19 protein-coding genes and 2 tRNA genes are annotated in these 20,894 nt (G+C 65.4%); 10 read left to right on the forward strand and 11 right to left on the reverse strand.

The features are described 5' to 3' along the window. Nucleotides 1-9 precede the first annotated feature (9 nt). The 5 genes from dctP to AC3XQU_RS09410 all read right to left on the reverse strand — a co-directional run bounded on the left by dctP (nucleotide 10) and on the right by AC3XQU_RS09410 (nucleotide 3,030). Complete coding sequence (gene dctP, locus AC3XQU_RS09390; RefSeq protein WP_489873888.1) at nucleotides 10-1,011, reverse strand: TRAP transporter substrate-binding protein DctP; 1,002 nt, start codon at nucleotides 1,009-1,011, stop codon at nucleotides 10-12. A gap of 270 nt (nucleotides 1,012-1,281) precedes the next feature. Then, the gene (locus AC3XQU_RS09395) at nucleotides 1,282-1,512 is read right to left on the reverse strand and encodes a hypothetical protein (RefSeq protein WP_489873889.1); all 231 of its coding nucleotides are present in this window, start codon (nucleotides 1,510-1,512) and stop codon (nucleotides 1,282-1,284) included. Between the two features lie 11 nt (nucleotides 1,513-1,523). Continuing rightward, nucleotides 1,524-2,447, reverse strand: a complete 924-nt coding sequence (locus AC3XQU_RS09400) for an alpha/beta fold hydrolase (protein ID WP_489873890.1) — start codon at nucleotides 2,445-2,447, stop codon at nucleotides 1,524-1,526. Further along, nucleotides 2,444-2,647: a helix-turn-helix transcriptional regulator gene (locus AC3XQU_RS09405; protein ID WP_489873891.1), complete on the reverse strand. Its 204-nt coding sequence runs from the start codon at nucleotides 2,645-2,647 to the stop codon at nucleotides 2,444-2,446. The genes AC3XQU_RS09400 and AC3XQU_RS09405 overlap by 4 nt, the downstream gene beginning before the upstream one ends. Further along, nucleotides 2,644-3,030 carry a hypothetical protein gene (locus tag AC3XQU_RS09410; RefSeq protein ID WP_489873892.1) on the reverse strand — a complete coding sequence of 129 codons (387 nt, stop codon included), beginning with the start codon at nucleotides 3,028-3,030 and terminating at the stop codon, nucleotides 2,644-2,646. Before AC3XQU_RS09410 ends, AC3XQU_RS09405 begins: the two co-directional genes overlap by 4 nt. Before the next feature lie 130 nt (nucleotides 3,031-3,160). Between AC3XQU_RS09410 and AC3XQU_RS09415 the strand changes: the two genes are divergently transcribed. After that, a complete protein-coding gene (locus tag AC3XQU_RS09415; protein WP_489873893.1) occupies nucleotides 3,161-4,408 on the forward strand; it encodes a TIGR03862 family flavoprotein in 1,248 nt (415 codons plus the stop codon). On the opposite strand, the gene AC3XQU_RS09420 is transcribed toward AC3XQU_RS09415, so the two are convergent. The 6 genes from AC3XQU_RS09420 to hpnC form a co-directional block, all read right to left on the reverse strand. Then, nucleotides 4,392-5,198 (reverse strand): GIN domain-containing protein, encoded by an 807-nt coding sequence (locus AC3XQU_RS09420; protein ID WP_489873894.1) that lies wholly within the window; start codon nucleotides 5,196-5,198, stop codon nucleotides 4,392-4,394. The genes AC3XQU_RS09415 and AC3XQU_RS09420 overlap by 17 nt on opposite strands. 1 nt (nucleotide 5,199) lies before the next feature. Next, nucleotides 5,200-5,991, reverse strand: coding sequence for a DUF1700 domain-containing protein (locus AC3XQU_RS09425; protein ID WP_489873895.1), 792 nt, complete (start codon nucleotides 5,989-5,991; stop codon nucleotides 5,200-5,202). Between the two features lie 20 nt (nucleotides 5,992-6,011). Continuing rightward, complete coding sequence (locus AC3XQU_RS09430; RefSeq protein WP_489873896.1) at nucleotides 6,012-6,161, reverse strand: hypothetical protein; 150 nt, start codon at nucleotides 6,159-6,161, stop codon at nucleotides 6,012-6,014. 34 nt (nucleotides 6,162-6,195) lie between these two features. Then, nucleotides 6,196-7,611: a hydroxysqualene dehydroxylase HpnE gene (gene hpnE, locus AC3XQU_RS09435; RefSeq protein WP_489873897.1), complete on the reverse strand. Its 1,416-nt coding sequence runs from the start codon at nucleotides 7,609-7,611 to the stop codon at nucleotides 6,196-6,198. Then, nucleotides 7,598-8,431, reverse strand: a complete 834-nt coding sequence (gene hpnD / locus AC3XQU_RS09440) for a presqualene diphosphate synthase HpnD (protein ID WP_489873898.1) — start codon at nucleotides 8,429-8,431, stop codon at nucleotides 7,598-7,600. Before hpnD ends, hpnE begins: the two co-directional genes overlap by 14 nt. An 80-nt stretch (nucleotides 8,432-8,511) precedes the next feature. Then, nucleotides 8,512-9,321, reverse strand: a complete 810-nt coding sequence (hpnC, locus tag AC3XQU_RS09445) for a squalene synthase HpnC (RefSeq protein WP_489873899.1) — start codon at nucleotides 9,319-9,321, stop codon at nucleotides 8,512-8,514. Between the two features lie 104 nt (nucleotides 9,322-9,425). Between hpnC and AC3XQU_RS09450 the strand changes: the two genes are divergently transcribed. The 9 genes from AC3XQU_RS09450 (at nucleotide 9,426) to AC3XQU_RS09490 (ending at nucleotide 20,892) form a co-directional block, all read left to right on the forward strand. After that, complete coding sequence (locus AC3XQU_RS09450) at nucleotides 9,426-10,586, forward strand: efflux RND transporter periplasmic adaptor subunit (protein ID WP_489873900.1); 1,161 nt, start codon at nucleotides 9,426-9,428, stop codon at nucleotides 10,584-10,586. Then, nucleotides 10,583-13,681, forward strand: a complete 3,099-nt coding sequence (locus AC3XQU_RS09455; RefSeq protein WP_489873901.1) for an efflux RND transporter permease subunit — start codon at nucleotides 10,583-10,585, stop codon at nucleotides 13,679-13,681. Before AC3XQU_RS09450 ends, AC3XQU_RS09455 begins: the two co-directional genes overlap by 4 nt. A gap of 321 nt (nucleotides 13,682-14,002) precedes the next feature. Beyond that, nucleotides 14,003-14,089 (forward strand) — tRNA-Leu (locus AC3XQU_RS09460). A gap of 31 nt (nucleotides 14,090-14,120) precedes the next feature. Next, nucleotides 14,121-15,461: a trigger factor gene (tig, locus tag AC3XQU_RS09465; protein WP_489873902.1), complete on the forward strand. Its 1,341-nt coding sequence runs from the start codon at nucleotides 14,121-14,123 to the stop codon at nucleotides 15,459-15,461. Nucleotides 15,462-15,524: 63 nt separating this feature from the next. Continuing rightward, nucleotides 15,525-16,142, forward strand: coding sequence for an ATP-dependent Clp endopeptidase proteolytic subunit ClpP (gene clpP, locus AC3XQU_RS09470; protein WP_489873903.1), 618 nt, complete (start codon nucleotides 15,525-15,527; stop codon nucleotides 16,140-16,142). Nucleotides 16,143-16,300: 158 nt separating this feature from the next. Then, nucleotides 16,301-17,569 carry an ATP-dependent Clp protease ATP-binding subunit ClpX gene (gene clpX / locus AC3XQU_RS09475; RefSeq protein ID WP_489873904.1) on the forward strand — a complete coding sequence of 423 codons (1,269 nt, stop codon included), beginning with the start codon at nucleotides 16,301-16,303 and terminating at the stop codon, nucleotides 17,567-17,569. 269 nt (nucleotides 17,570-17,838) lie between these two features. Then, entirely contained in the window at nucleotides 17,839-20,247 is a 2,409-nt protein-coding gene (lon, locus tag AC3XQU_RS09480; protein WP_489873905.1) for an endopeptidase La, read from the forward strand. A 234-nt stretch (nucleotides 20,248-20,481) separates the two neighbouring features. Next, nucleotides 20,482-20,754, forward strand: a complete 273-nt coding sequence (locus AC3XQU_RS09485; RefSeq protein ID WP_489873906.1) for an HU family DNA-binding protein — start codon at nucleotides 20,482-20,484, stop codon at nucleotides 20,752-20,754. A gap of 64 nt (nucleotides 20,755-20,818) precedes the next feature. Further along, nucleotides 20,819-20,892 (forward strand) — tRNA-Asp (locus tag AC3XQU_RS09490). Nucleotides 20,893-20,894: the final 2 nt, after the last annotated feature.

Raw genomic sequence — 20,894 nt, forward strand, 5'->3', positions numbered from 1 at the left:
TCCCCTGCATCAGATCATCGTGATCGACTGCTCCGCCAGTTCGAGCAGCTTGGCGCAATTGCCGTTGCGTTCGCCGAACTCGCGCCAGGCGTTGGTGCGGGCCAGCGCCTGCCATTTGCGCAGCGCGTCGGCGTTCAGGTCGACCACCCGCGCGCCCTTGGCCTGGTACACCGAGGCCACCGCGGCATCGTCCGCGCGCGCAGCTTTCAGTGCAAAGGCTTCGAGGTCCGCGCCGACCGCCATCACGGCCGCCTGCTGCTGCTTGCTCAGGCGGTCGAACACCGTGCGCGACATCATCAGGGGTTCGAACATGAACCAGTACGCGCCGCCGCGCGCGGTGGTGAGCGAACGGGCGCTGTCCTGCAGGCGAAACGACATCAGGGAGGTCGAGGACGTCAACGCCGCGTCGAGCGTCCCGGCGCGCATGGCAGCCTGGATCTCGTTGGACGGCATGTTCGCGACCGTGGCGCCGGCGTCCAGGAGCAGGCGGTCCATCTCGGGCGAGCCGCCACGCACCTTCAGGCCGGCCACGTCTTCCGGATGCAGGATCGGCTTGCCGCGCGAGGCGACGCCGCCGGCCTGCCAGATCCAGCTGACCACGACCAGGCCCTGCTCGTTCAGGATGCGGGTCAGCTCGCGCCCGACCGGGGCATTCTTCCAGCCGAAACCCTGCTCGTACGAGGTGACCAGGCCCGGCATCAGGCCGATGTTCGCCTCCGGCGCCTCGGTGCCGGCATACGACAGCGGCACCAGGGCCATGTCCAGCGCGCCGCTGCGCAGCGCCGGGAACTGGGCGTTCGGGCCCATCAGCGTGGAGCCGGGATAGATCGAGAATTTCAGTCCGCCACGGGTACGGCGTTCGACGTCGGCCGCGAACATGCGGCACAAGCGGTCGCGGAAATCGCCCTGGGCGATGCTGCCGCCGGGGAACTGGTGCGAGATTTTCAGATTGCTTGGCTGCGCCCATGCGGACTGCATCCATAGCGGCGTGGTCGCGATTGCGCCCAGCATCGCCCTGCGGGACATTGCTGCCCTGGTCATTACCGACATACACATCCTCCAAGATGATAAAACAACACGCTCGCTGAATCGTGGCCGGCCTCGTGCGTTACAGCTCGTCATACGGGCGCCATCGTTCGTTGTAGCGGCTACAAGAATATTCCTGCCAGATCTATTGTCAAGCGGAATCTTGTGGATATGGCAAATGCATAGCCACGGCAGGGCCGCATGATCGTGCGGCCCGCCAGGCTTTGCCTTGACCCATCATGGAGGAGGCAAGGCTCAGCGCTTCTTGCCCGGCCGGTCGGGGCAGACGACGCAGGGCGTCGCCTTTTTCGCCTGGTAGTAGCGCGAACCGATGAAGATCGCGGCGGCCAGCACGGCCCAGGCCAGCGATTCGCGCCAGGCTGTCCCGAAGGCTTCGCCGCGCAGGGCGTCGATCGCTTCGATCAGCAGGAACATCGAACTGGCGGCCAGCAGGTACTGGCCGCCCCAATGAATGAGTTGTCGCATGGCGTGGGCTTTCAGGGACGGTTGAGGAAACGGCGGACTGCCTCGGCAAATGCCTCGGGCTGGTCGATCATGAGGAAATCGCGGCTGTCGTCGATGGTGGCGACCTCCAGGCGCGGCGTGCCGGCCATCTGGCGCCGGTAATCGTCGGCCTTCATCTGCGCCGTGAGTCCCGTGCGGCTGGCGTCGAGGGCGAAATGGGGCGCCAGCACCAGCACCGGCGCGGCGAGCTTCGGCAGGCCGGGGCGCAGGTCGAGCGCGAACATGGCGGCGACCCAGGCGCTGACGGCGGCGCGGTCGCTGCGCAGCATCAGCGCGGCCGCATCAAGCGCCTTGCCCATGTCGACCATGCCGCTGGACACCATGTATTCGCGCTGCTGCCGGGCGAAGGCTGCTTGCGGCGTCGCGTCCATGCGGCCCTGGATGGCCTGGGCCGCCTGCGCGCGCTCCTCAGGCGGGACTTCTTCGCTGTCCGGGAAGACGGGCAGGCCATCGACCGAGATCACGCCGCCGACCTGCGCCGGCAGGTCCTGCGCCACTGCGAGGGCCAGCGTGCCGCCCATGGCATGGCCGACCAGCACCGGCCGCGCGAGGCGGCGCGCCACCAGCAATTCCTTGAGTGCGACGCGCGCGTGCTCGAGCGGGGCGCCGGATACTGGCGGGCGGCCGTCGAAGCCGGGCAGGGTCACCGCATACAGGGTGTGCTCGGCGCCCAGGCGCCGGATCAGGTCTTGCCAGACCCAGGGGCCGCTCGCGATCCCGGGAATCAGCACCAGCGGGCGGCCGCCGCTGCCGTGGCGCTCGACCAGCAGGCCGTTCACCTCGAAGCGCTCGGCCGGCGCGATGCTGCGCTCGAAGCGGTTGGGCTGGCGCGGCGCGTCGGCGCCCAGCACGGGAGCGGCGGCAAGCGCCAGGGCAAACAGGACGGCTGCTTTCATGGCGTCTCCGGGTCGGGAATGAAAATCGATTCTATCGCCTGGCCGAACAGGCGGGCAATCGCAAAGGCGAGCGGCAGGCTGGGATCGTAGCGGCCGGTCTCGATCGCGTTGACGCTCTGGCGCGAGACCTGCAGCATCTCGGCCAGTTCGGCCTGGCTCCAGCCGCGTTCGGCCCGCAGCGCCCGGATGTGGTTGTTCATCGGCCCTTGAGCCGGCGCAGCACGCATGCGAGCATGGTGGAGATGCACAGCACGATCCAGACCGAGAACATCGACAGCCGCGGAAAGCCTGCGTTCTCGAGGAAGCCGTAGGTAAAGGTGAGGCCGGCCGTGATGCCTGCGCCCAGGCTGAGCGATTCCAGGATCAGCCGGCGGACGTATTCGTCCACGCGCCCGATGTGGCGCGCGATCGCCCACAGCATGAGACCGAAGCCGATCATGGGCGAGACCAGCAGCAGCGTGCGCGCCGCGCCTTGCTCCATCGGGCGGCCGACGCGGATGGCCAGCACCAGCAGCGCGGCGTAGACCAGCACCGCGCCCAGCATCTCGCGGTAATAGACATGCTTGATGCGTTTCTCGTACATGGCGGCCTCGAAGTAAAGTATGCTTTACATCGTAGGCGCGCTTTTCCCAAGTGTCAAGCTCCCTTTACATTTTTTTAGCAGGGCACATTCCGGCTACAATGCCGCTCCTTCCGCCACTGCCGCTTTGACCATGCTTGAACCCTCCCAGCCCACCCAACGCGTTGCCGTGATCGGCGGCGGCCCCGCCGGCCTGATGGCGGCCGAGGTACTCAGCGCGGGCGGCGTGCAGGTCGATGTCTACGACGCCATGGCATCCGTCGGGCGCAAGTTCCTGCTGGCCGGGAAGGGCGGCATGAACATCACCCATTCCGAAGCCCTGCCGGCCTTCCGCGGCCGTTACGGCGCGCGCGAGGCGGAAGTGGCGCACTGGCTCGAGGCGTTCGAGCCGCAGGCGGTGCGCGACTGGATCCACGGGCTCGGCGTCGATACCTTTGTCGGCACATCGGGCCGCGTCTTCCCCACCGACATGAAGGCTGCGCCCCTGCTGCGCGCCTGGCTGCACCGCCTGCGCGAATCAGGCGTGCGCTTCCACATGCGGCATCGCTGGCTGGGCTGGGAAGATGGGCGCCTGCGCATCGCCACGCCCGAGGGCGACATCCTGGCCGATGCCGACGCCACCGTGCTGGCCCTGGGAGGCGCCAGTTGGCCGCGCCTGGGCTCGGACGGCGCGTGGCAGCCGCTGCTGCAGGAACGCGCGGTCGAGGTCGCGCCCCTGGCGCCTTCGAACTGCGGTTTCGACGTCGACTGGAGCGCGCATTTCTCCGCCAGGCATGCGGGCGCGCCGCTCACCACCGTGGCGATCGCCTGGCGCGGGCGCGATGGTGTGCTGCAGCAGCGGCAGGGCCAGTTCGTGGTGACGGCTTCCGGTATCGAGGGCAGCCTGGTGTACGCGATCTCGGCGCCCCTGCGCGACCAGATCGCGGCCGCCGGCAGCGCCACCATCTGGCTCGACCTGCTGCCGGACCTGGATCCGGCCCGCGTGCTGGCGGAAGTCGCGCATCCGCGCGGCTCGCGCTCGCTGTCCAGCCATTTGCAAAGCCGGCTCGGGATCAAGGGTGTCAAGGCCGGGCTGCTGCACGAATGCCTGTCGAAGGAGGAGTATGCCGACACGGCGCGCCTGGCCGCGGCGCTCAAGGCGCTGCCGCTGGTCTTGCGGCGTCCGCGCCCGATCGAAGAGGCGATCAGCAGCGCCGGCGGCGTGCGGTTCGAGGCGTGTGAGCCGGGCAGCGCGATGCTGCGCGCGCTGCCCGGGGTGTTCGTGGCGGGGGAGATGGTCGACTGGGAAGCGCCGACCGGCGGCTATTTGCTCACCGCCTGCTTCGGCAGCGGGCGCGCCGCGGGACGCGACGCCCTGGCCTGGCTCAGTCGGAGAAGGTAACGCTGCCGGTCCCGGTGCGGCTCACGCTGCGCTCGGCCGGATTGCCGTTCACCTCGACGTCGCCGCTGCCGGAAATCGACGCCGCCACGCTGCGGCGCGCCTGCACGATCGAGCTGCCCGAACCGGTCTGGCCGACCTTGACGGTCTCGGTGCGCAGGTGGCGCGCATCGAGCTGGCCCGAGCCGCTGGCGGTGGCTTCCAGTTCGCGGGCGCTGCCCACCACCGTCATGTGGCCGGAGCCGGACAGGGCCGCCTCGAAGCGCTCGACGCCGGCGCCGGCGTTCAGGTCCAGTTCGCCGCTGCCGCTCAAGGCCGCGTTCACATGGCGGAAGCGCCCGTTGAAGCGCAGGCTGCCCGGGCCTTCCATGCGCACTTCGATGCGCTCGCCCGAGAAGCCGTTGACGCTGCTCTCGCCGCTGCCGTCCACCGTGACGCCGGCCAGGCTTGGCAGCACCAGTTCGACTTCCAGCGGGCGGCGGTGGCGCAGCACCATGCCGCGGATGCCGACATGCAGCACGGCGCCTTCCGCATGCACGTCCACATTGCCCAGCAGGCGCGATTCGCCGCTGACCTTGAGCGAGGGCGTGGCGCCATAGCGCAGCGTGAGGTCGATCGGGCCGTTCAGGTCCACCGCATTCACGCCGGCCGGCACGTCGCGGGTTTCGCTGATGACCTGGCGGCCCTCGGCCGCCGACGCGACGCCATTGGCGCGCAGCATGCCGTAGCTCAGGCCGATCAGCACGACCGCCAGCAGCAGCAGGCTGAACCCGACTTTGATCAGGGCGCGCATCTCAGGCTCCCCGCAACATCGACAAATTCATCCGGATATACCGCTTCAGTCCGAGCACGGTGTACTTGGTCACGACCAGCGACAGCAGGAACAGCAGGATCCCGCCGAACACGAGCCCCAGGCCGACGATGGTCTGGGTAGTGCGCGATTCGCCGTCCATGTCGGTGCTGATCTGGATGCCGGCGTCGGCCACTTTCTCGGCGCGCCGCATCACCACCGCCGACTTGGCCTCCTCGTCGCCCTCGTCGACGGTGTCCAGCGGTTCGGGCTTGTCCTCGTAGACATCGATGCCCCGTTCGCTGATCGACACCCGGGTGCGCTGGTTCTGGTTGGTTTCGCGGCGCACGCCGTCCTCGCCGATCTCGATCCGGTGCAGCGGATTATTGAGCACCAATTCATTGGCGCCGGCCAGGCCGCTGGCCGTGATTGCAATGCCGGACACATAAAAGCCCAGCGCGCAGGCATAGGCCGCGACCAGCAGGGCCGCATACACGGCGGCCGGGATCGCCATGAACAGGTTGAACACCAGCAGGCCCGCGCCGGCCACCACCATGCGCAGCGCATTGGCCGGGGACTTCTTGTCCTTGAAGGCTTCCATGTGGGCGCTGGCGCGCAGGGTGACCGCGACCTTGCGCGGGTCGCCCAGTTCTTCCGCCACGCTCTCTTCGCTACGTCCGGCCGCGACGCCGTCGACGAAGCGCTGCTCGTACCAGGCCAGCGTCTTGGCCTGCGTTTCCGGCGCCAGGCCCGTCATGGCCCGCTTGAGCGCGTCGAGATATTCCAGTTTGCCCATGTGCTGCATACCCTCTTGGTTCAATGGTGCCCGACGACCGGGATGCTGCCGATCGCCATGGCGGTGGCGGTCTTCGACCCGCCGATGAGCTCAGGCTGCACCAGCACCGCGGTGCTGGCGGCGACAAAGGCCAGCAGGGCAAGCGTGCGTACACCGAGTCGGATATTCATGTGTTTGCTTCCGTAAAGGAGAAATTCGATGCTGCTACTTTACGAAAGCGCGCTCCTGGCCGCCACCGTCGTGCGACGGGCTGCGCATTTCGCGGGGCAGGGTGCCGTAGGCGCGGATAAGCGCCGCCGCCTGCACGCCGCTGCGCACCGCCGTCTCCAGCGTCGCCGGGTAGTCGCTGGCGGTGTAGTCGCCGGCCAGCACCAGTCCCGGCAGCGCTGTCTCGTTGCCGGGACGCGCCAGGCCGGGAGTACAGGAAAAGGTCGCGCGCTTTTCCGTGATCACCCGGGTCCAGCGCGGCCTGGCCAGTTCGGGGCGACGCAGGTCCTGCGCCAGCTGGGCGGCGATCTGCGCCGCAAGCAAAGCCTGGTCGAGCCGGGCGGCGTCGCCGGCGGCGCTGACCACGACCGACAGCAGCCCCGGGCAGGCGGCATCGAGCTGGCCGCGGTCGAAGGCGAACTGGCCCCAGCGCCCGGCTTGCGGGTCGTCCAGCAGGGCGTAGAACGGCAGGTCCAGGCGCAGCGCCGCGTCGTATTGCAGGTAGCAGGTGGCGATCGGCTCGTAGCCGAAGCTTGACAGCTGGGCGCAGAGGTCCGCGGTGTCCGGCTGGCCGCCCAGCAGGGCCGCCGACTGGGTGGCGGGGGTGGCCAGCACCACCGCGTCGAAGCGGGCGCTGTGCTCGCCCAGGCTGGCCTGCCAGCCGTCGCCGTCGCGGGCCAGGGCGGCGAGCTTGACGCCGGTGCGCACCGCGCCGCCCTGCGCCTCGATGAAGCGGCTTGCAGCCTGCGGGAACAAGGCTCCCATGTCCATGCGCGGCAGCAGCATGTCCGAGGCCGCGCGGCGCCTGGCGCCCAGGCTGTCGCGCAGCACGGCCAAAAACACCCTGGCCGAGGCCCGCGCGGGCGGCGTATTGAGGGCGGCGATGCACAGCGGGTGCCACAGCAGGCGGTTCAGGCGCGCGCTCTGGCCGAAGCGCGCCAGCAGTTCGTCCACCGTACAGTCGTTGTAGAGGACCCAGCCCATCCACTTGGCGGCGCTGTGAAAGCGCGCCAGCGCCAGCTTGTCGGCGCGCTCCAATCCCTTGGCGCGCAGCAGGGCCCCGGCCAGGTGGAAGGGCGCCGGCCAGCGCGGCGCGACAAAATCCATGCCGCCGCTGCTCTCCGGGAAGGGATAGCGCATCTGCACCGGCAGGCGCAGCAAGGCCGTCTCCGGGTCGATACCGACCTGCCGCAACAGGCGCAGGGTCGCGTCGTAGGCGCCCAGCAGGATGTGCTGGCCGTTGTCGAGCACCTGGCCCTGCACCTCGACGCCGCGCGCGCGGCCGCCCAGGGTGCGCGCCGCCTCGACCAGCGTGACCTGATTGCCTGCGCGCGCGAGTTCGACGGCGGCGGCGCAGCCGGCCCAGCCGCCGCCGGCGACCAGGACCCGCTGCCCACTGCTAGGTGCGGACATAGGTTTTCCAGGCCAGCCACAGCTTGCGCAGCGGCGTGAGCGAGATGCGCTGGTTCAGCACGTGGAAGCCGTCGCGCTCGATCTCGACCAGCAGGGTGCGGTAGATCGCCGCCATCATCAGGCCGGGGCGCTGGGCGCGCCGGTCTTCCTTGGGCAGCAGGGCAAAGGCTTCGTCATAGGTGCGCTGGGCGCGCTCGGTCTGGAACCGCATCAGCGCTTCGAACTTCTCGCTGTGGCGGAAATTGAGCAGGTCGGCGGCGGTCACCCCGAACTGCTGCAGCTCGTTGACGGGCAGGTAGATGCGGCCCTTGCGCGCATCGTCGCCGACGTCGCGGATGATGTTGGTGAGCTGGAAGGCCAGGCCCAGCTTCTCGGCATAGGCCAGGGTCTGCGGATTGGTAAAGCCGAAGATGCTGGCCGAGAGGATCCCGACCACGCCCGCCGCGCGCCAGCAGTATTTCTGCAGCCCGGGATAATCGAGGTAGCGGCTCTGGTCCAGGTCCATCTCCATGCCGTCGATGATGGCCTGCAGGTGCTGCTCTTCGAGCTTGTAGACGTCGATGTGCGGCTGCAGCGCCTTGGTCACCGGGTGGGTCGGCGTGCCCTTGTACATGGTCGACACCTCGGTGCGCCACCAGGCCAGCTTGATGCGCGCGACCGAGGGGTCGGTCGCTTCGTCCACCGTATCGTCCACCTCGCGGCAAAAGGCGTACAGCGCCGTGATGGCGCGCCGGCGCTCCTGCGGCAGGAACAGGAAGCTGTAATAGAAGCTGGAGCCGCTCTGGACGGTCTTTTGCTGGCAGTATTCGTCGGGGGACATGTAATGATTGCTTATTCAGGGTGGCGATGCGAACCCGCTATTCTAGCGCCGATGGGCCTGCCGGTGCGGCAGGACGGCGGCTACATGCGCAGCGCGCCCCAGCCGACGGCCAGCCAGTCGGCCGCGGCCAGGGTGGGGCGGCGCCGGAAGACGTCGTAATCGGCGCGCTCGATGGCGTCCAGGATGCGCAGGCCGCCCTGCACGATCAGGCGCAGCTCCCAGCCGATCCGGCCGGGCAGGCGGCGCGCAAGCGGCGCGCCGGACAGCATCAGGGCGCGCGCGCGCTCGACCTCGAAGCGCATCAGGGCGCGCCAGGCCGGGGTCGCCGGATGGCCGAGCAAATCGGCTTCGCTCACGCCATGGCGCTCCAGGTCTTCCAGCGGCAGGTAGATGCGGCCCTTGCTCAGGTCGATCGCCACGTCTTGCCAGAAATTGATCAACTGCAGGGCCGTGCAGATCGCATCGGAATCGCGCAGGTTGCGCTCGTCCGCCGCCCCGTACAGTTCCAGCATCAGGCGCCCGACCGGGTTGGCCGAGCGCCGGCAATAGTCGAGCAGGGCGGTGTAGTCGGCGTAGCGGGTGGTGACCACATCCTGGCAAAAAGCCGACAACAGGTCGTGCATCGGCGCGACCGGCAGCCGGAACTCGGCCACTACGCCGGCCAGGCGCGCAAACATCGGGTCGGCGGGAACCGCGCCGCGTTCGATGGCTTCCAATGCCTGGGTGTAGGTGGCCAGGGCCGCCAGGCGCTCGGGCGGCGTGGCGTCGCCCTCGTCGGCGATATCGTCGGCGCTGCGCGCGAAGGCATAGATCGCCTCCACGGCGGGCGCCAGGCGGCGCGGCAGCAAAAAGGAGGCAACCGGGAAGTTTTCGTAATGCTCGACGGGCATATTTGACTAATGACTCTAAAGCCAGTTTTTTGGGTGTTTCCAAGATTATAATTGCTCGATAACAAATGCCCTAACTTGGGCGCGACAACGACAAAGGGTCCAACGTGTTCCAGTCATCCCGCTTCCCACGCGCCGCCCTGGCAGCGCCGCTCCTGCTCGCCATGCTTGCCGCATGCAACAAGCCCGCTCCCAAGACCGAAGAAGTGCGCCCGGTGCGCGTCATCGAGCTCGCGCCCGGCAACGGCGCCGAGCGCATCGAGTTCTCCGGCGACGTGCGCCCGCGCTTCGAATCGCGCCTGGGCTTCCGGGTCGGCGGCAAGATCGTCGCGCGCCAGGTGGATGTCGGCGCCATCGTCAAGCAGGGCCAGGTGCTGATGCGGCTCGACCCGCAAGACCTGCGCCTGGCCGAGACCCAGGCCCGGGCCCAGCTGCGCGCCGCCGAGACCGAGCGCGACCTGGCCCAGGCCGACTTCAAGCGCCACCAGGGCCTGCGTGCGGCGAATTTCGTCAGCCAGGCGGTGCTGGACGCCAAGCAGTCGGCGCTACGCGCGGCCCAGGCCAATGTCGAGGCGGCGCGCGCAGGATTGTCCGGCCAGTCGAACCAGGCCGGCTACGCTACGCTCAGTTCGGATGTGGAGGGCGTGGTCACCGCGATCGACGCCGAAGTCGGGCAGGTGGTGGCGGCCGGCACGCCGGTGGTGCGCGTGGCGCGCACCGTCGAAAAGGAAGTCGTGATCGGCGTCCCCGAAGACCGGGTAGGCCAGCTGCGGCGGGTCGAAGGCGTGAGCGTGCGCCTGTGGGCCAATCGCGACCAGGCTATTGCCGGCAAGATTCGCGAAGTCTCGCCGGTGGCCGATCCCGCCACCCGGACGTACACGGTCAAGGTGGCGCTTCCCCCTGGCGCCGACGCCAGATTGGGCATGACCGCCACCGTGGAGCTGGCAACCGGCGCCGCCGCCACGGCCTCCGCGCTGCGCCTGCCGCTCAGCGCCCTGGTGCAGGACAAGGGCGCGACCAGCGTCTGGGTGGTGGAAAAAGATGCGGTGCAGCTGCGCCGGGTCCAGGTGGCCGGCCAGTCCGGCAACGACCTGCTGGTCTCCAGCGGCGTGCAGCCCGGCCAGAAGGTCGTCACCGCCGGCGTGCACCTGCTCAAACCCGGCCAGAAGGTGCGCATCCTGACGGCCGACGTGTCGCGCCGCGGCGATACCGAGGCCGCGGCCATCGGCGGCGGGCCTGTCGCCGGCGCTGCCGGGAGTGGACGATGAGGGGATTCAATCTCTCGCGCTGGGCGCTGGAGCACATCCCGCTCACGCGCTACCTGATTGCCGCGCTGCTCATCGGCGGCATCCTCAGCTACCAGCAACTGGGCCAGGACGAAGACCCGCCGTTTACCTTTCGCGCGATGGTCATCAGCGCGGTCTGGCCGGGCGCCACCGCCGTGCAGATGGCCGAGCAGGTGACCGACCCGCTCGAGCGCAAGTTGCAGGAAACGCCCTACATCGACCGCATCCGCAGTTTTTCCAAGCCGGGCGAGACCACCATCATCATCGAGCTGCGCGAATCGACGCCGCCAGAAGACACGGCGCCGACCTGGTACCAGGTGCGCAAGAAGATCGGCGACATGGCGGCGACCCTGCCGCAAGGCGTGATCGGCCCCTTCTTCAACGACGAATTCGGCGACACCTATGGCTCGATCTTCGCCCTGTCGAGCGACGGCTTCTCGCAGGCCGAGATGCGCGACTACGCCGACTTCGTGCGGCAGCAGCTGCTCACCGTGCCGCTGGTGTCGAAAGTCGAGCAGTTCGGCGTGCAGGAGGAAAAGGTCTATATCGAATTCTCGAGCAAGAAGTTCGCCCAGCTCGGCATTCCCTTCGAGCAGATCGTGAACCAGATCGCCACGCAAAACCAGGTCGAGGCCAGCGGCGTGCTGGTCACGCCGAGCGACTACCTGCAGGTGCGCGTCACCGGCGCGCTCAAGACCGCGGGCCTGCTGGAAAACCTGCAGCTGCGCGCCGGGAGCACCACCTTCCGCCTGGGCGATTTTGCGACGATCACGCGCGGCTACCAGGACCCGCCCAAGGACAAGATGCGCTTCAACGGCAAGGAAGTGATCGGCCTGGGCGTGTCGATGGAAAAAGGCGGGAACATCATCCGCCTGGGCGAAGGACTGGACGCGACGGTGGCGCGCATCCGGTCGCAGCTGCCGGTCGGGATCGAGCTGGAACGCGTGACCGACCAGCCGGCCGCCGTCACGGCCTCGGTCAATGAATTCGTCAAGGTGCTGATCGAAGCGGTGATCATCGTGCTGGCCGTCTCCTTTATCGCGCTGGGCCTGCACACCAAGCCCAAGCTGCGCATCGACGTGCGCCCGGGCCTGGTGGTGGCGCTGACGATTCCGCTGGTGCTGGCCATTACCTTCCTGTTCATGCGCCTGCTCGATATTTCGCTGCACAAGATTTCGCTCGGCGCGCTGATCATCGCGCTGGGCCTGCTGGTGGACGACGCCATCATCGCAGTCGAAATGATGGTGCGCAAGATGGAGGAGGGCATGTCGCGCTTCGAGGCGGCGACCTTTGCCTACACCTCGACCGCGATGCCGATGCTCACCGGTACATTGATTACCGCCGCCGGCTTCCTGCCGATCGGCCTGGCCAAGTCCGCGGCCGGCGAATACACCTTCACGATGTTCTCGGTGAACGCGCTGGCCTTGTTGATCTCGTGGGTGGCGGCGGTGGTGTTCACGCCCTATATCGGCTACGTGCTGCTGCGCGTGAAGCCGCATGGGCAGGGAGAGTCCTCGCACGACGTCTACGACAGCCCGGCCTACGAGCGGTTCCGCCGGCTGGTGCACCGCTGCGTCGAATGGCGCAAGACCACGATCGCGCTGAGCCTGGGCGTGTTCGCGCTGGGCGTGTTCGGCTTCAACTTCATCGAGAAGCAGTTCTTCCCCGATTCCAGCCGCCCCGAGCTGATGGTGGAGATGTGGTCGCCCGAAGGCACCAGCTTCGCCGCCAACGAGGCGGTCGTCAAGCGCTTCGAAGGCTTCCTGAAGACCCAGAAGGGCGTGCAGAGCGTGACCAGCTATGTCGGCACCGGCAGCCCGCGCTTCTACCTGCCGCTCGACCAGATCTTCCCGCAGACGAACGTGGCCCAGCTGGTCGTGCTGCCGGTCGATGCCGACGCACGCGAAACGCTGCGCTTGCGGATCGAGGAAGCCTTCCGCAACGATTTTCCCGAAGTGCGCGGGCGCGTCAAGCTGCTGCCCAACGGCCCGCCGGTGGCCTATCCGGTGCAGTTCCAGGTGCTGGGGCCGGACATCGGCATCGTGCGGACCCTGGCCGACGGGGTGAAAGAAACCTTGCGCGCCAACCCGAACACGGTGGGCGTGAACGACAACTGGAACGAGGCGGTCAAGGTGCTGCGCCTGGACCTGGACCAGGACAAGCTGCGCGCGCTGGGCGTGACTTCCCAGGCCGTGCGCCGCGTCGTCAACACCACGCTCACCGGCACGCCGGTGGGGCAGTTCCGCGAAACCAACCGCCTGATCGACATCGTGGTGCGCCAGCCGGTGCAGGAGCGCTCCACCATCACCCGGCTGTCCGAAGCCCTGGTGCCCACCAGCAGCGGGCGCTTCGTCCCGCTCGGCCAGGTGGCGCGGGTGCAGTTTGTATGGGAGCCGGGCGTGGTCTGGCGCGAAGGCCGCGAGTGGGCCATCATGGTCCAGTCCGACGTCGTCGAAGGCATTCAGGGGCCGACCGTCACCGCCCAGGTGGACGAGAAGCTGGCCGCTCTCCGCAGCAAGCTGCCGGCCGGCTACCGCGTGACGGTCGAAGGCGCGGCGGCCGACAGCTCGGACGCCGAAGCCTCGATCATGGCCAACGTACCCTTGGTGCTGTTCATCGTGTTCACCCTCCTGATGCTGCAGCTGCACAGCTTCTCGCGCGCGCTGCTGGTGTTCCTGACCGGACCGCTGGGCATTGCCGGCGCGGCGATGGCGCTGCTGGTGTTCGGCCGGCCCTTCGGTTTCGTTGCCAACCTGGGCGTGATCGCGCTGTTCGGCATGATCATCCGTAATTCGGTGATCCTGGTGGACCAGATCGAGCAGGATATCGCGGGCGGGGCCGAGGCCTGGGATGCGATCGTCGAGGCGGCGGTGCGGCGCTGCCGGCCGATCCTGCTGACCGCCGCCGCCGCGGCGCTGGCCATGATTCCTCTGTCGCGCTCGGTATTCTGGGGGCCGATGGCGGTGGCGATCATGGGCGGGCTGATGGTGGCGACCGCCTTGACGCTGTTGTTCTTGCCGGCGCTGTATGCGGCCTGGTTCCGTGTGAAGAAGCCGGTCGGGGCGAAAGCCGCCTAGCATCAACGTGATGTGAACGCGCGGGCGGGGGACCCGCCCGCCCTGCGAGCAGCCGCAAATCGTAGGGTGGGCAAGTCCCTTGCCCACGCGGCCAACCTACACATGCATATGCCAGAGGAACCCTCGCCGCATACGGCTCAGTTCCACGCCCCCTATATAGAAGAGCTCCATCCCCCGCACGCCAAGCAAAAAACGCCCAATAGTGACAGAAAATCCAGTAAAATAATTGGCTGAAGTTGTAGCCCATAAACAGAGGAGTGCAGGGCGGCCGGTTTCACTGTCGGGCGCCCTTTGTTTTTGTGGCAGAAAATGCAATCCTGCGCGAGGATGGCGAAATTGGTAGACGCACCAGGTTTAGGTCCTGACGCCAGCAATGGTGTGGGGGTTCGAGTCCCCCTCCTCGCACCACGAATAATTATTTTTTTGGACGATTTTTATAATGGCAACTGCAGTCGAAACCCTGGGTAAACTCGAGCGTCGCTTGACGATCTCTTTTCCGGTAGCTGACGTCCGTACGGAGGTCGAAAAGCGCCTCAAGCAGCAGGCCAAGACGGCAAAAGCCCCTGGCTTCCGCCCTGGCAAGGTGCCGCTCAAGATGGTCGCGGCGCAATACGGCTACCAGATCGAGTCGGACGTGCTGAACGACAAAGTCGGCCGCGCGTTCAACGAAGCTGCCAACGAGAACCAGCTGCGCGTTGCCGGTTTCCCGAAAATCGAGCCGAAGCAGGACGCCCCTGAAGGCATGCTCGAGTTCGACGCAACCTTCGAAGTCTATCCGGAAGTCGTGCTGGCCGACCTGTCGACCATGGAAGTGGAAACCGTCGCTGCCGACGTGACCGACACCGAGATCGACAAGACCATCGACATCCTGCGCAAGCAGCGCGTGCACTACCACCCGAAAGGCGTGGCAGGCGAGCACGGCGACGGCGGCGAGCCGGTGGCCGCCAACGGCGACCGCGTGACCGTGGACTTCGTCGGCAAGATCGACGGCGTCGAATTCGACGGCGGCAAGGCCGACAACTACGCCTTCGTGCTGGGCGAGGGCCGCATGCTGCCGGAATTCGAGGCAGCCACCATCGGCCTGAAAGTCGGCGAAAGCAAGACCTTCCCGCTGGCCTTCCCTGAGGATTACCACGGCAAGGATGTGGCCGGCAAGACCGCCGACTTCACCATCACCCTGAACAAGCTCGAGTGGGCGCACATGCCCGAGATCGACGCCGAGTTCGCCAAGTCGCTGGGCATCGAAGACGGCGCCATCGAAAAGATGCGCGACGACATCAAGACCAACCTCGAGCGTGAAGTCACCGCCCGCGTCAAGGCCCGCAACAAGGAAGCCGTGATGGACGCGCTGGTCAAGGCGACCGACATGGACGTGCCGAAGGCCATGATCCAGCAGGATTCGGAGCGCCTGGCCGAGATGACCCGCCAGGACATGATGCAGCGTGGCATGGACGTCAAGGCGATGCCTTTCCCGTCCGAGATGTTCGCCGACAAGGCGGAGCGCCGCGTGCGCCTGGGCCTGATCCTGTCGCAGTTGGTTAGCGACAACAATCTGCAGGCAACCCAGGAACAGGTCAAGGCACAGATCGAAGACTTCTCGCAAAGTTACGAAGATCCAAAAGAAGTCCTCAAGTACTATTACAGCGACCGTCGCCGCCTGGGCGAAGTCGAAGCACTTGTTTTGGAAGAAAACGTCGTTAACTATGTGCTCGGTAAGGCAAAGGTCAGCACCAAGACCATCGCTTTCGATGAACTGATGGGTGGCAACGCCCAGGGTTAAGAAGATGCCGGCCCTCAGGGCCGGCTTTTTCTTCAGCCTCTTTTAACAAGGAACGAGACAGGTATGATTCATAATCCGGCATTGGATACCCAAGCACTCGGCCTCGTGCCGATGGTGGTCGAGCAAAGCGGCCGCGGCGAGCGCGCCTATGACATCTATTCGCGCCTCCTGAAGGAACGCGTGATCTTCCTGGTCGGTCCTGTCAACGACCAGATGGCCAATCTCATCGTGGCCCAGATGCTGTTCCTGGAGAGCGAAAATCCCGACAAGGATATCTCGCTCTACATCAACTCGCCTGGCGGCTCCGTCTCGGCGGGCCTGGCGATCTTCGATACGATGAACTTCATCAAGCCCGACGTCTCGACGCTGTGCACGGGTCTCGCGGCCTCGATGGGCGCCTTCCTGCTGGCGGCCGGCGCCAAGGGCAAGCGTTTCTCGCTGCCGAACTCGCGCGTCATGATCCACCAGCCGTCCGGCGGCTCGCAGGGCATGGCGTCGGACATCGAGATTCAGGCCAAGGAAATCCTGTACCTGCGCGAGCGCCTGGCGCGCATCATGGCCGAGAACACCGGCCAGACGATCGAGCAGATCCACAAGGACACCGACCGCGACCGCTTCATGTCGGCGGAAGAATCGGTCGAGTACGGCCTGATCGACCGCGTCCTGACCAACCGCGCCTAAGTAGACGCCTTGCGACGCCGCGAAGGTGTTGCCAAAAAACGCCCGGACGCATGACGTTCGGGCGTTTCGTTTTTATTTCGGGTAGCATGTTCGTACGCGCACTTGTTGCGTGTCCGTATTAGCGTTATATTCAAGCAACTAAATAGATAACCTGCCCCATGTCTGACAAAAAATCCTCCAGCGGCGAAAAACTTCTGTACTGCTCGTTCTGCGGAAAGAGCCAGCACGAAGTCAAGAAGCTGATCGCGGGACCGTCGGTATTCATCTGCGATGAATGCATCGATCTGTGCAATGACATCATCCGCGACGAGACTTCGAATGTCGAGTCGGTGGCGGGCGCCAAGTCCGACCTGCCGACGCCACACGAAATCACCGAACTGCTCGACCAGTACGTGATCGGCCAGCAAACGGCCAAGCGCATCCTGTCGGTGGCGGTGTACAACCATTACAAGCGCCTCAAGCACCTGGGCAAGAAAGACGACATCGAGCTTGCCAAGAGCAATATCCTGCTCGTGGGCCCGACCGGCTCCGGCAAGACCCTGCTGGCCCAGACCCTGGCGCGCATGCTCAATGTTCCCTTCGTGATCGCCGATGCGACCACGCTGACCGAAGCCGGCTATGTCGGCGAAGACGTCGAGAACATCATCCAGAAGCTGCTGCAAAGCTGCAATTACGAAGTCGACAAGGCCCAGCGCGGCATCGTCTACATCGACGAGATCGACAAGATCTCGCGCAAGTCCGACAACCCGTCGATCACGCGCGACGTGTCGGGCGAGGGCGTGCAGCAGGCGCTGCTCAAACTCATCGAAGGCACGATGGCCTCGGTGCCGCCGCAGGGCGGGCGCAAGCATCCGAACCAGGATTTCGTCCAGATCGACACGACCAACATCATGTTCATCTGTGGCGGCGCCTTCGACGGCCTGGCCAAGATCGTGCAGAACCGCTCGGAGAAGGGCGGCATCGGCTTCGGCGCCACCGTCAAGAGCCAGACCCAGCGTGCGGCCAGCGAGATCATGATGGAAGCCGAGCCGGAAGACCTGATCAAGTTCGGACTCATTCCCGAACTGGTCGGCCGCCTGCCGGTGGTTGCCACGCTCAACGAGCTGACCGAGGAAGCGCTGATCCAGATCCTGATCGAGCCGAAGAACGCCCTGATCAAACAGTACTCGAAGCTGCTTGAAATGGAAGGCGCCGAACTCGAAATCCGTCCTGCGGCCCTGCATGCCATTGCCCGTAAAGCATTGGCGCGCAAGACCGGCGCGCGCGGCCTGCGTTCCATCCTGGAACACGCGCTGCTGGATGTGATGTACGAATTGCCAAGCCAGCAAAATGTCGTCAAAGTCGTTATCGATGAAAATACGATCACGAACGCGGCAAAACCTTTGCTTATTTACAGTGAATCGCCAAAAGCTTCCGGCGAAAACTAAAAAAAGGCCGATTCGTTTGCAACAAAACTCTTGCCGTACGGATTCTTGAAGGTACAATTTACTTCAATAAAAGACGCAGGCTTCAATCGAAAAGCCACTCGCCGGGTAAGCCCGTGCGGTGGCTTTTTCATTTGAAAACCGGATTTTATTGGAACGGCTATATTCTTCGTTAATTGATAAACTTTTACTGAAGAAAATATTTTCGCAGTGGCCTTGAGATTTACTCTGCGAGTGCCCAAGTTCAGCAACACGCTTTTATAAGGTACGCCATGACAACTCCGAAATTAACCGAGCAAACGACGCTGCCCCTTTTGCCGTTGCGCGACGTGGTCGTGTTCCCGCATATGGTGATACCTCTGTTCGTTGGCCGCCCTAAATCCATCAAGGCCCTCGAAGCCGCGATGGAGCAGGGCAAGAGCATCATGCTGGCCGCCCAGAAGGCCGCCGCCAAGGACGAACCGTCGGCCGAAGACATCTACGAAATCGGCTGCGTGGCCAATATCCTGCAGATGCTCAAGCTCCCCGACGGTACCGTGAAGGTGCTGGTGGAGGGTTCGCAGCGTGCGCGCATCGATACCATCACCGATGGCGCGACCCACTTTACCGCCGAACTGACCCCGGTCGATTCGGAAGTCGGCGACGACTCCGAAGTCGAGGCCATGCGCCGCGCCATCGTCCAGCAGTTCGACCAGTACGTCAAACTCAACAAAAAGATTCCGCCGGAGATCCTCGCATCGCTGGCAGGCATCGACGATGCCGGCCGCCTGGCCGATACCGTCGCAGCCCACCTGCCGCTCAAGCTCGAGCAGAAGCAGGTCATCCTCGAGATCTTCAACGTCGCCAAGCGCCTCGAGCACCTGCTCGGCCAGCTGGAAGGCGAACTGGACATCCTGCAGGTCGAAAAGCGCATCCGCGGCCGCGTCAAGCGCCAGATGGAGAAGTCGCAGCGCGAGTACTACCTGAACGAGCAGGTCAAGGCCATCCAGAAGGAGCTGGGTGAAGGCGAAGAAGGCGCCGACATCGAAGAGCTCGAGAAGAAGGTCATCGCCGCCAGGATGCCGAAGGAAGCCCTGGAAAAAGCCCAGGCCGAAATCCGCAAGCTCAAACTCATGTCGCCGATGTCGGCCGAAGCCACCGTCGTGCGCAACTACATCGACACCCTGGTGTCGCTGCCGTGGAAGAAGAAGTCGAAGGTCACCATCGACCTCGAGAACGCGCAGAACGTGCTCGAAGCCGACCACTATGGCCTGGACAAGATCAAGGAACGCATCCTGGAATATCTCGCGGTCCAACAGCGCGTCGACAAGCTGAAGGCCCCGATCCTGTGCTTCGTGGGTCCTCCCGGCGTCGGTAAAACCTCGCTGGGCCAGTCCATCGCCCGCGCCACGAACCGCAAGTTCGTGCGCATGGCCCTGGGCGGCGTACGCGACGAAGCCGAGATCCGCGGCCACCGCCGTACCTACATCGGCTCGATGCCGGGCAAGGTGCTGCAGTCGCTGGCCAAGGTCGGCGTGCGCAACCCGCTGTTCCTGCTGGACGAGATCGACAAGATGGGCGCCGACTTCCGCGGCGACCCGTCGTCGGCCCTGCTCGAGGTGCTGGACCCGGAACAGAACCACACGTTCTCGGACCACTACCTGGAAGTGGACTTCGACCTGTCGGACGTGATGTTCGTGGCGACCTCGAACTCGTACAACATCCCGCCGGCGCTGCTGGACCGCATGGAAGTCATCCGCCTGTCGGGTTACACCGAAGACGAGAAGACCAGCATCGCCCAGCGCTACCTGCTGCCGAAGCAGCTCAAGGCCAACGGCCTGAAGGAAGACGAGATCAAGGTCGACGAGACCGCGGTGCGCGACATCATCCGCTACTACACCCGTGAAGCGGGCGTGCGTTCGCTGGACCGCGAAATCTCGAAGATCTGCCGCAAGGTCGTCAAGATGCTGCTGCTCAAGAAGTCCGAGAAGCGCGTCATCGTCGGCGGCAAGAACCTGGACAAGTTCCTGGGCGTGCGCCGCTACGACTTCGGCGTGGCCGAGAAGCAGAACCAGGTCGGCCAGGTGGTGGGTCTTGCCTGGACCGAAGTCGGCGGCGATCTGCTCACGATCGAAGCGGTCAACGTGCCGGGCAAGGGCGCCATCATCCGCACCGGTACCCTGGGCGACGTGATGAAGGAATCGATCGAGGCAGCCCGCACTGTCGTGCGCAGCCGCGCCCAGCGTTTCGGCATCAAGGCGGAAGCGTTCGAGAAGAACGACATCCACATCCACGTGCCGGAAGGCGCGACGCCCAAGGATGGTCCGTCGGCCGGTATCGGCATGACGACCGCCCTGGTCTCGGCCTTCACCGGCATCCCGGTCCGCGCCGACGTGGCGATGACGGGCGAGATCACGCTGCGCGGCGAGGTGCTGCCGATCGGCGGCCTGAAAGAGAAGCTGCTGGCCGCGCACCGTGGCGGCATCAAGACGGTCCTGATCCCCGAGCAGAACGTGAAGGACCTGGCCGAGATTCCGGACAACGTCAAGAACAAGCTCGAGATCGTGCCGGTGCGCTGGATCGAGAAGGTGCTCGAGGTTGCGCTGGAACGCCTGCCGGAGCCGATCGTCGATGCGCCCGCTGCGGTGGCCGTGGCGCCTGCCGCGGCTGCGGATGGGCAGACGGAAGTGGTCAAGCACTGATCGGTCGTCATCGATCGCTGAAACAGGCGCCTGCGGGCGCCTGTTTTTTTATGCGCTGGCGATGCATTTCGAGCCATCGCGCCGGACTGCACCCCCGCCAAATAGCCACATATGCGCACCAAACCTCCATGCTCCACGCATGTTGCTTGACAGACTAATGTTGCCCTTGTTTAATACGCGCTTGCACTTTTGCATGTAGACGCATGCGCGTCGAACGAATAAACGAGGGTTAGAGTGAACAAGACAGAACTGATCGAAGAAATCGCGAAGTCCGCGGACATTACCAAGGCTTCGGCCACGCGCGCACTCGACGCGATGATCGAGGCAGTGACGGAAAGCCTGAAGAAGAACGACAGCGTCACGCTGGTCGGCTTCGGCACCTTCACCGTGGGCGACCGCGCCGCACGTACCGGCCGCGATCCGCGCACCAAGGAACCCATCAAGATCAAGGCTGCCAAGGTTCCAAAATTTAAGGCTGGTAAAGCACTGAAAGATGCTGTAAACTAATGCCTTCTCTGCAGTGACATGCAGGGGAACTGCCTGAAAAGGTGGTGAATGACGTGTTTTTGTTGGAGCGGTAGTTCAGTTGGTTAGAATACCGGCCTGTCACGCCGGGGGTCGCGGGTTCGAGTCCCGTCCGCTCCGCC

This window comes from Telluria sp. AZSoR62 (assembly GCF_058111565.1).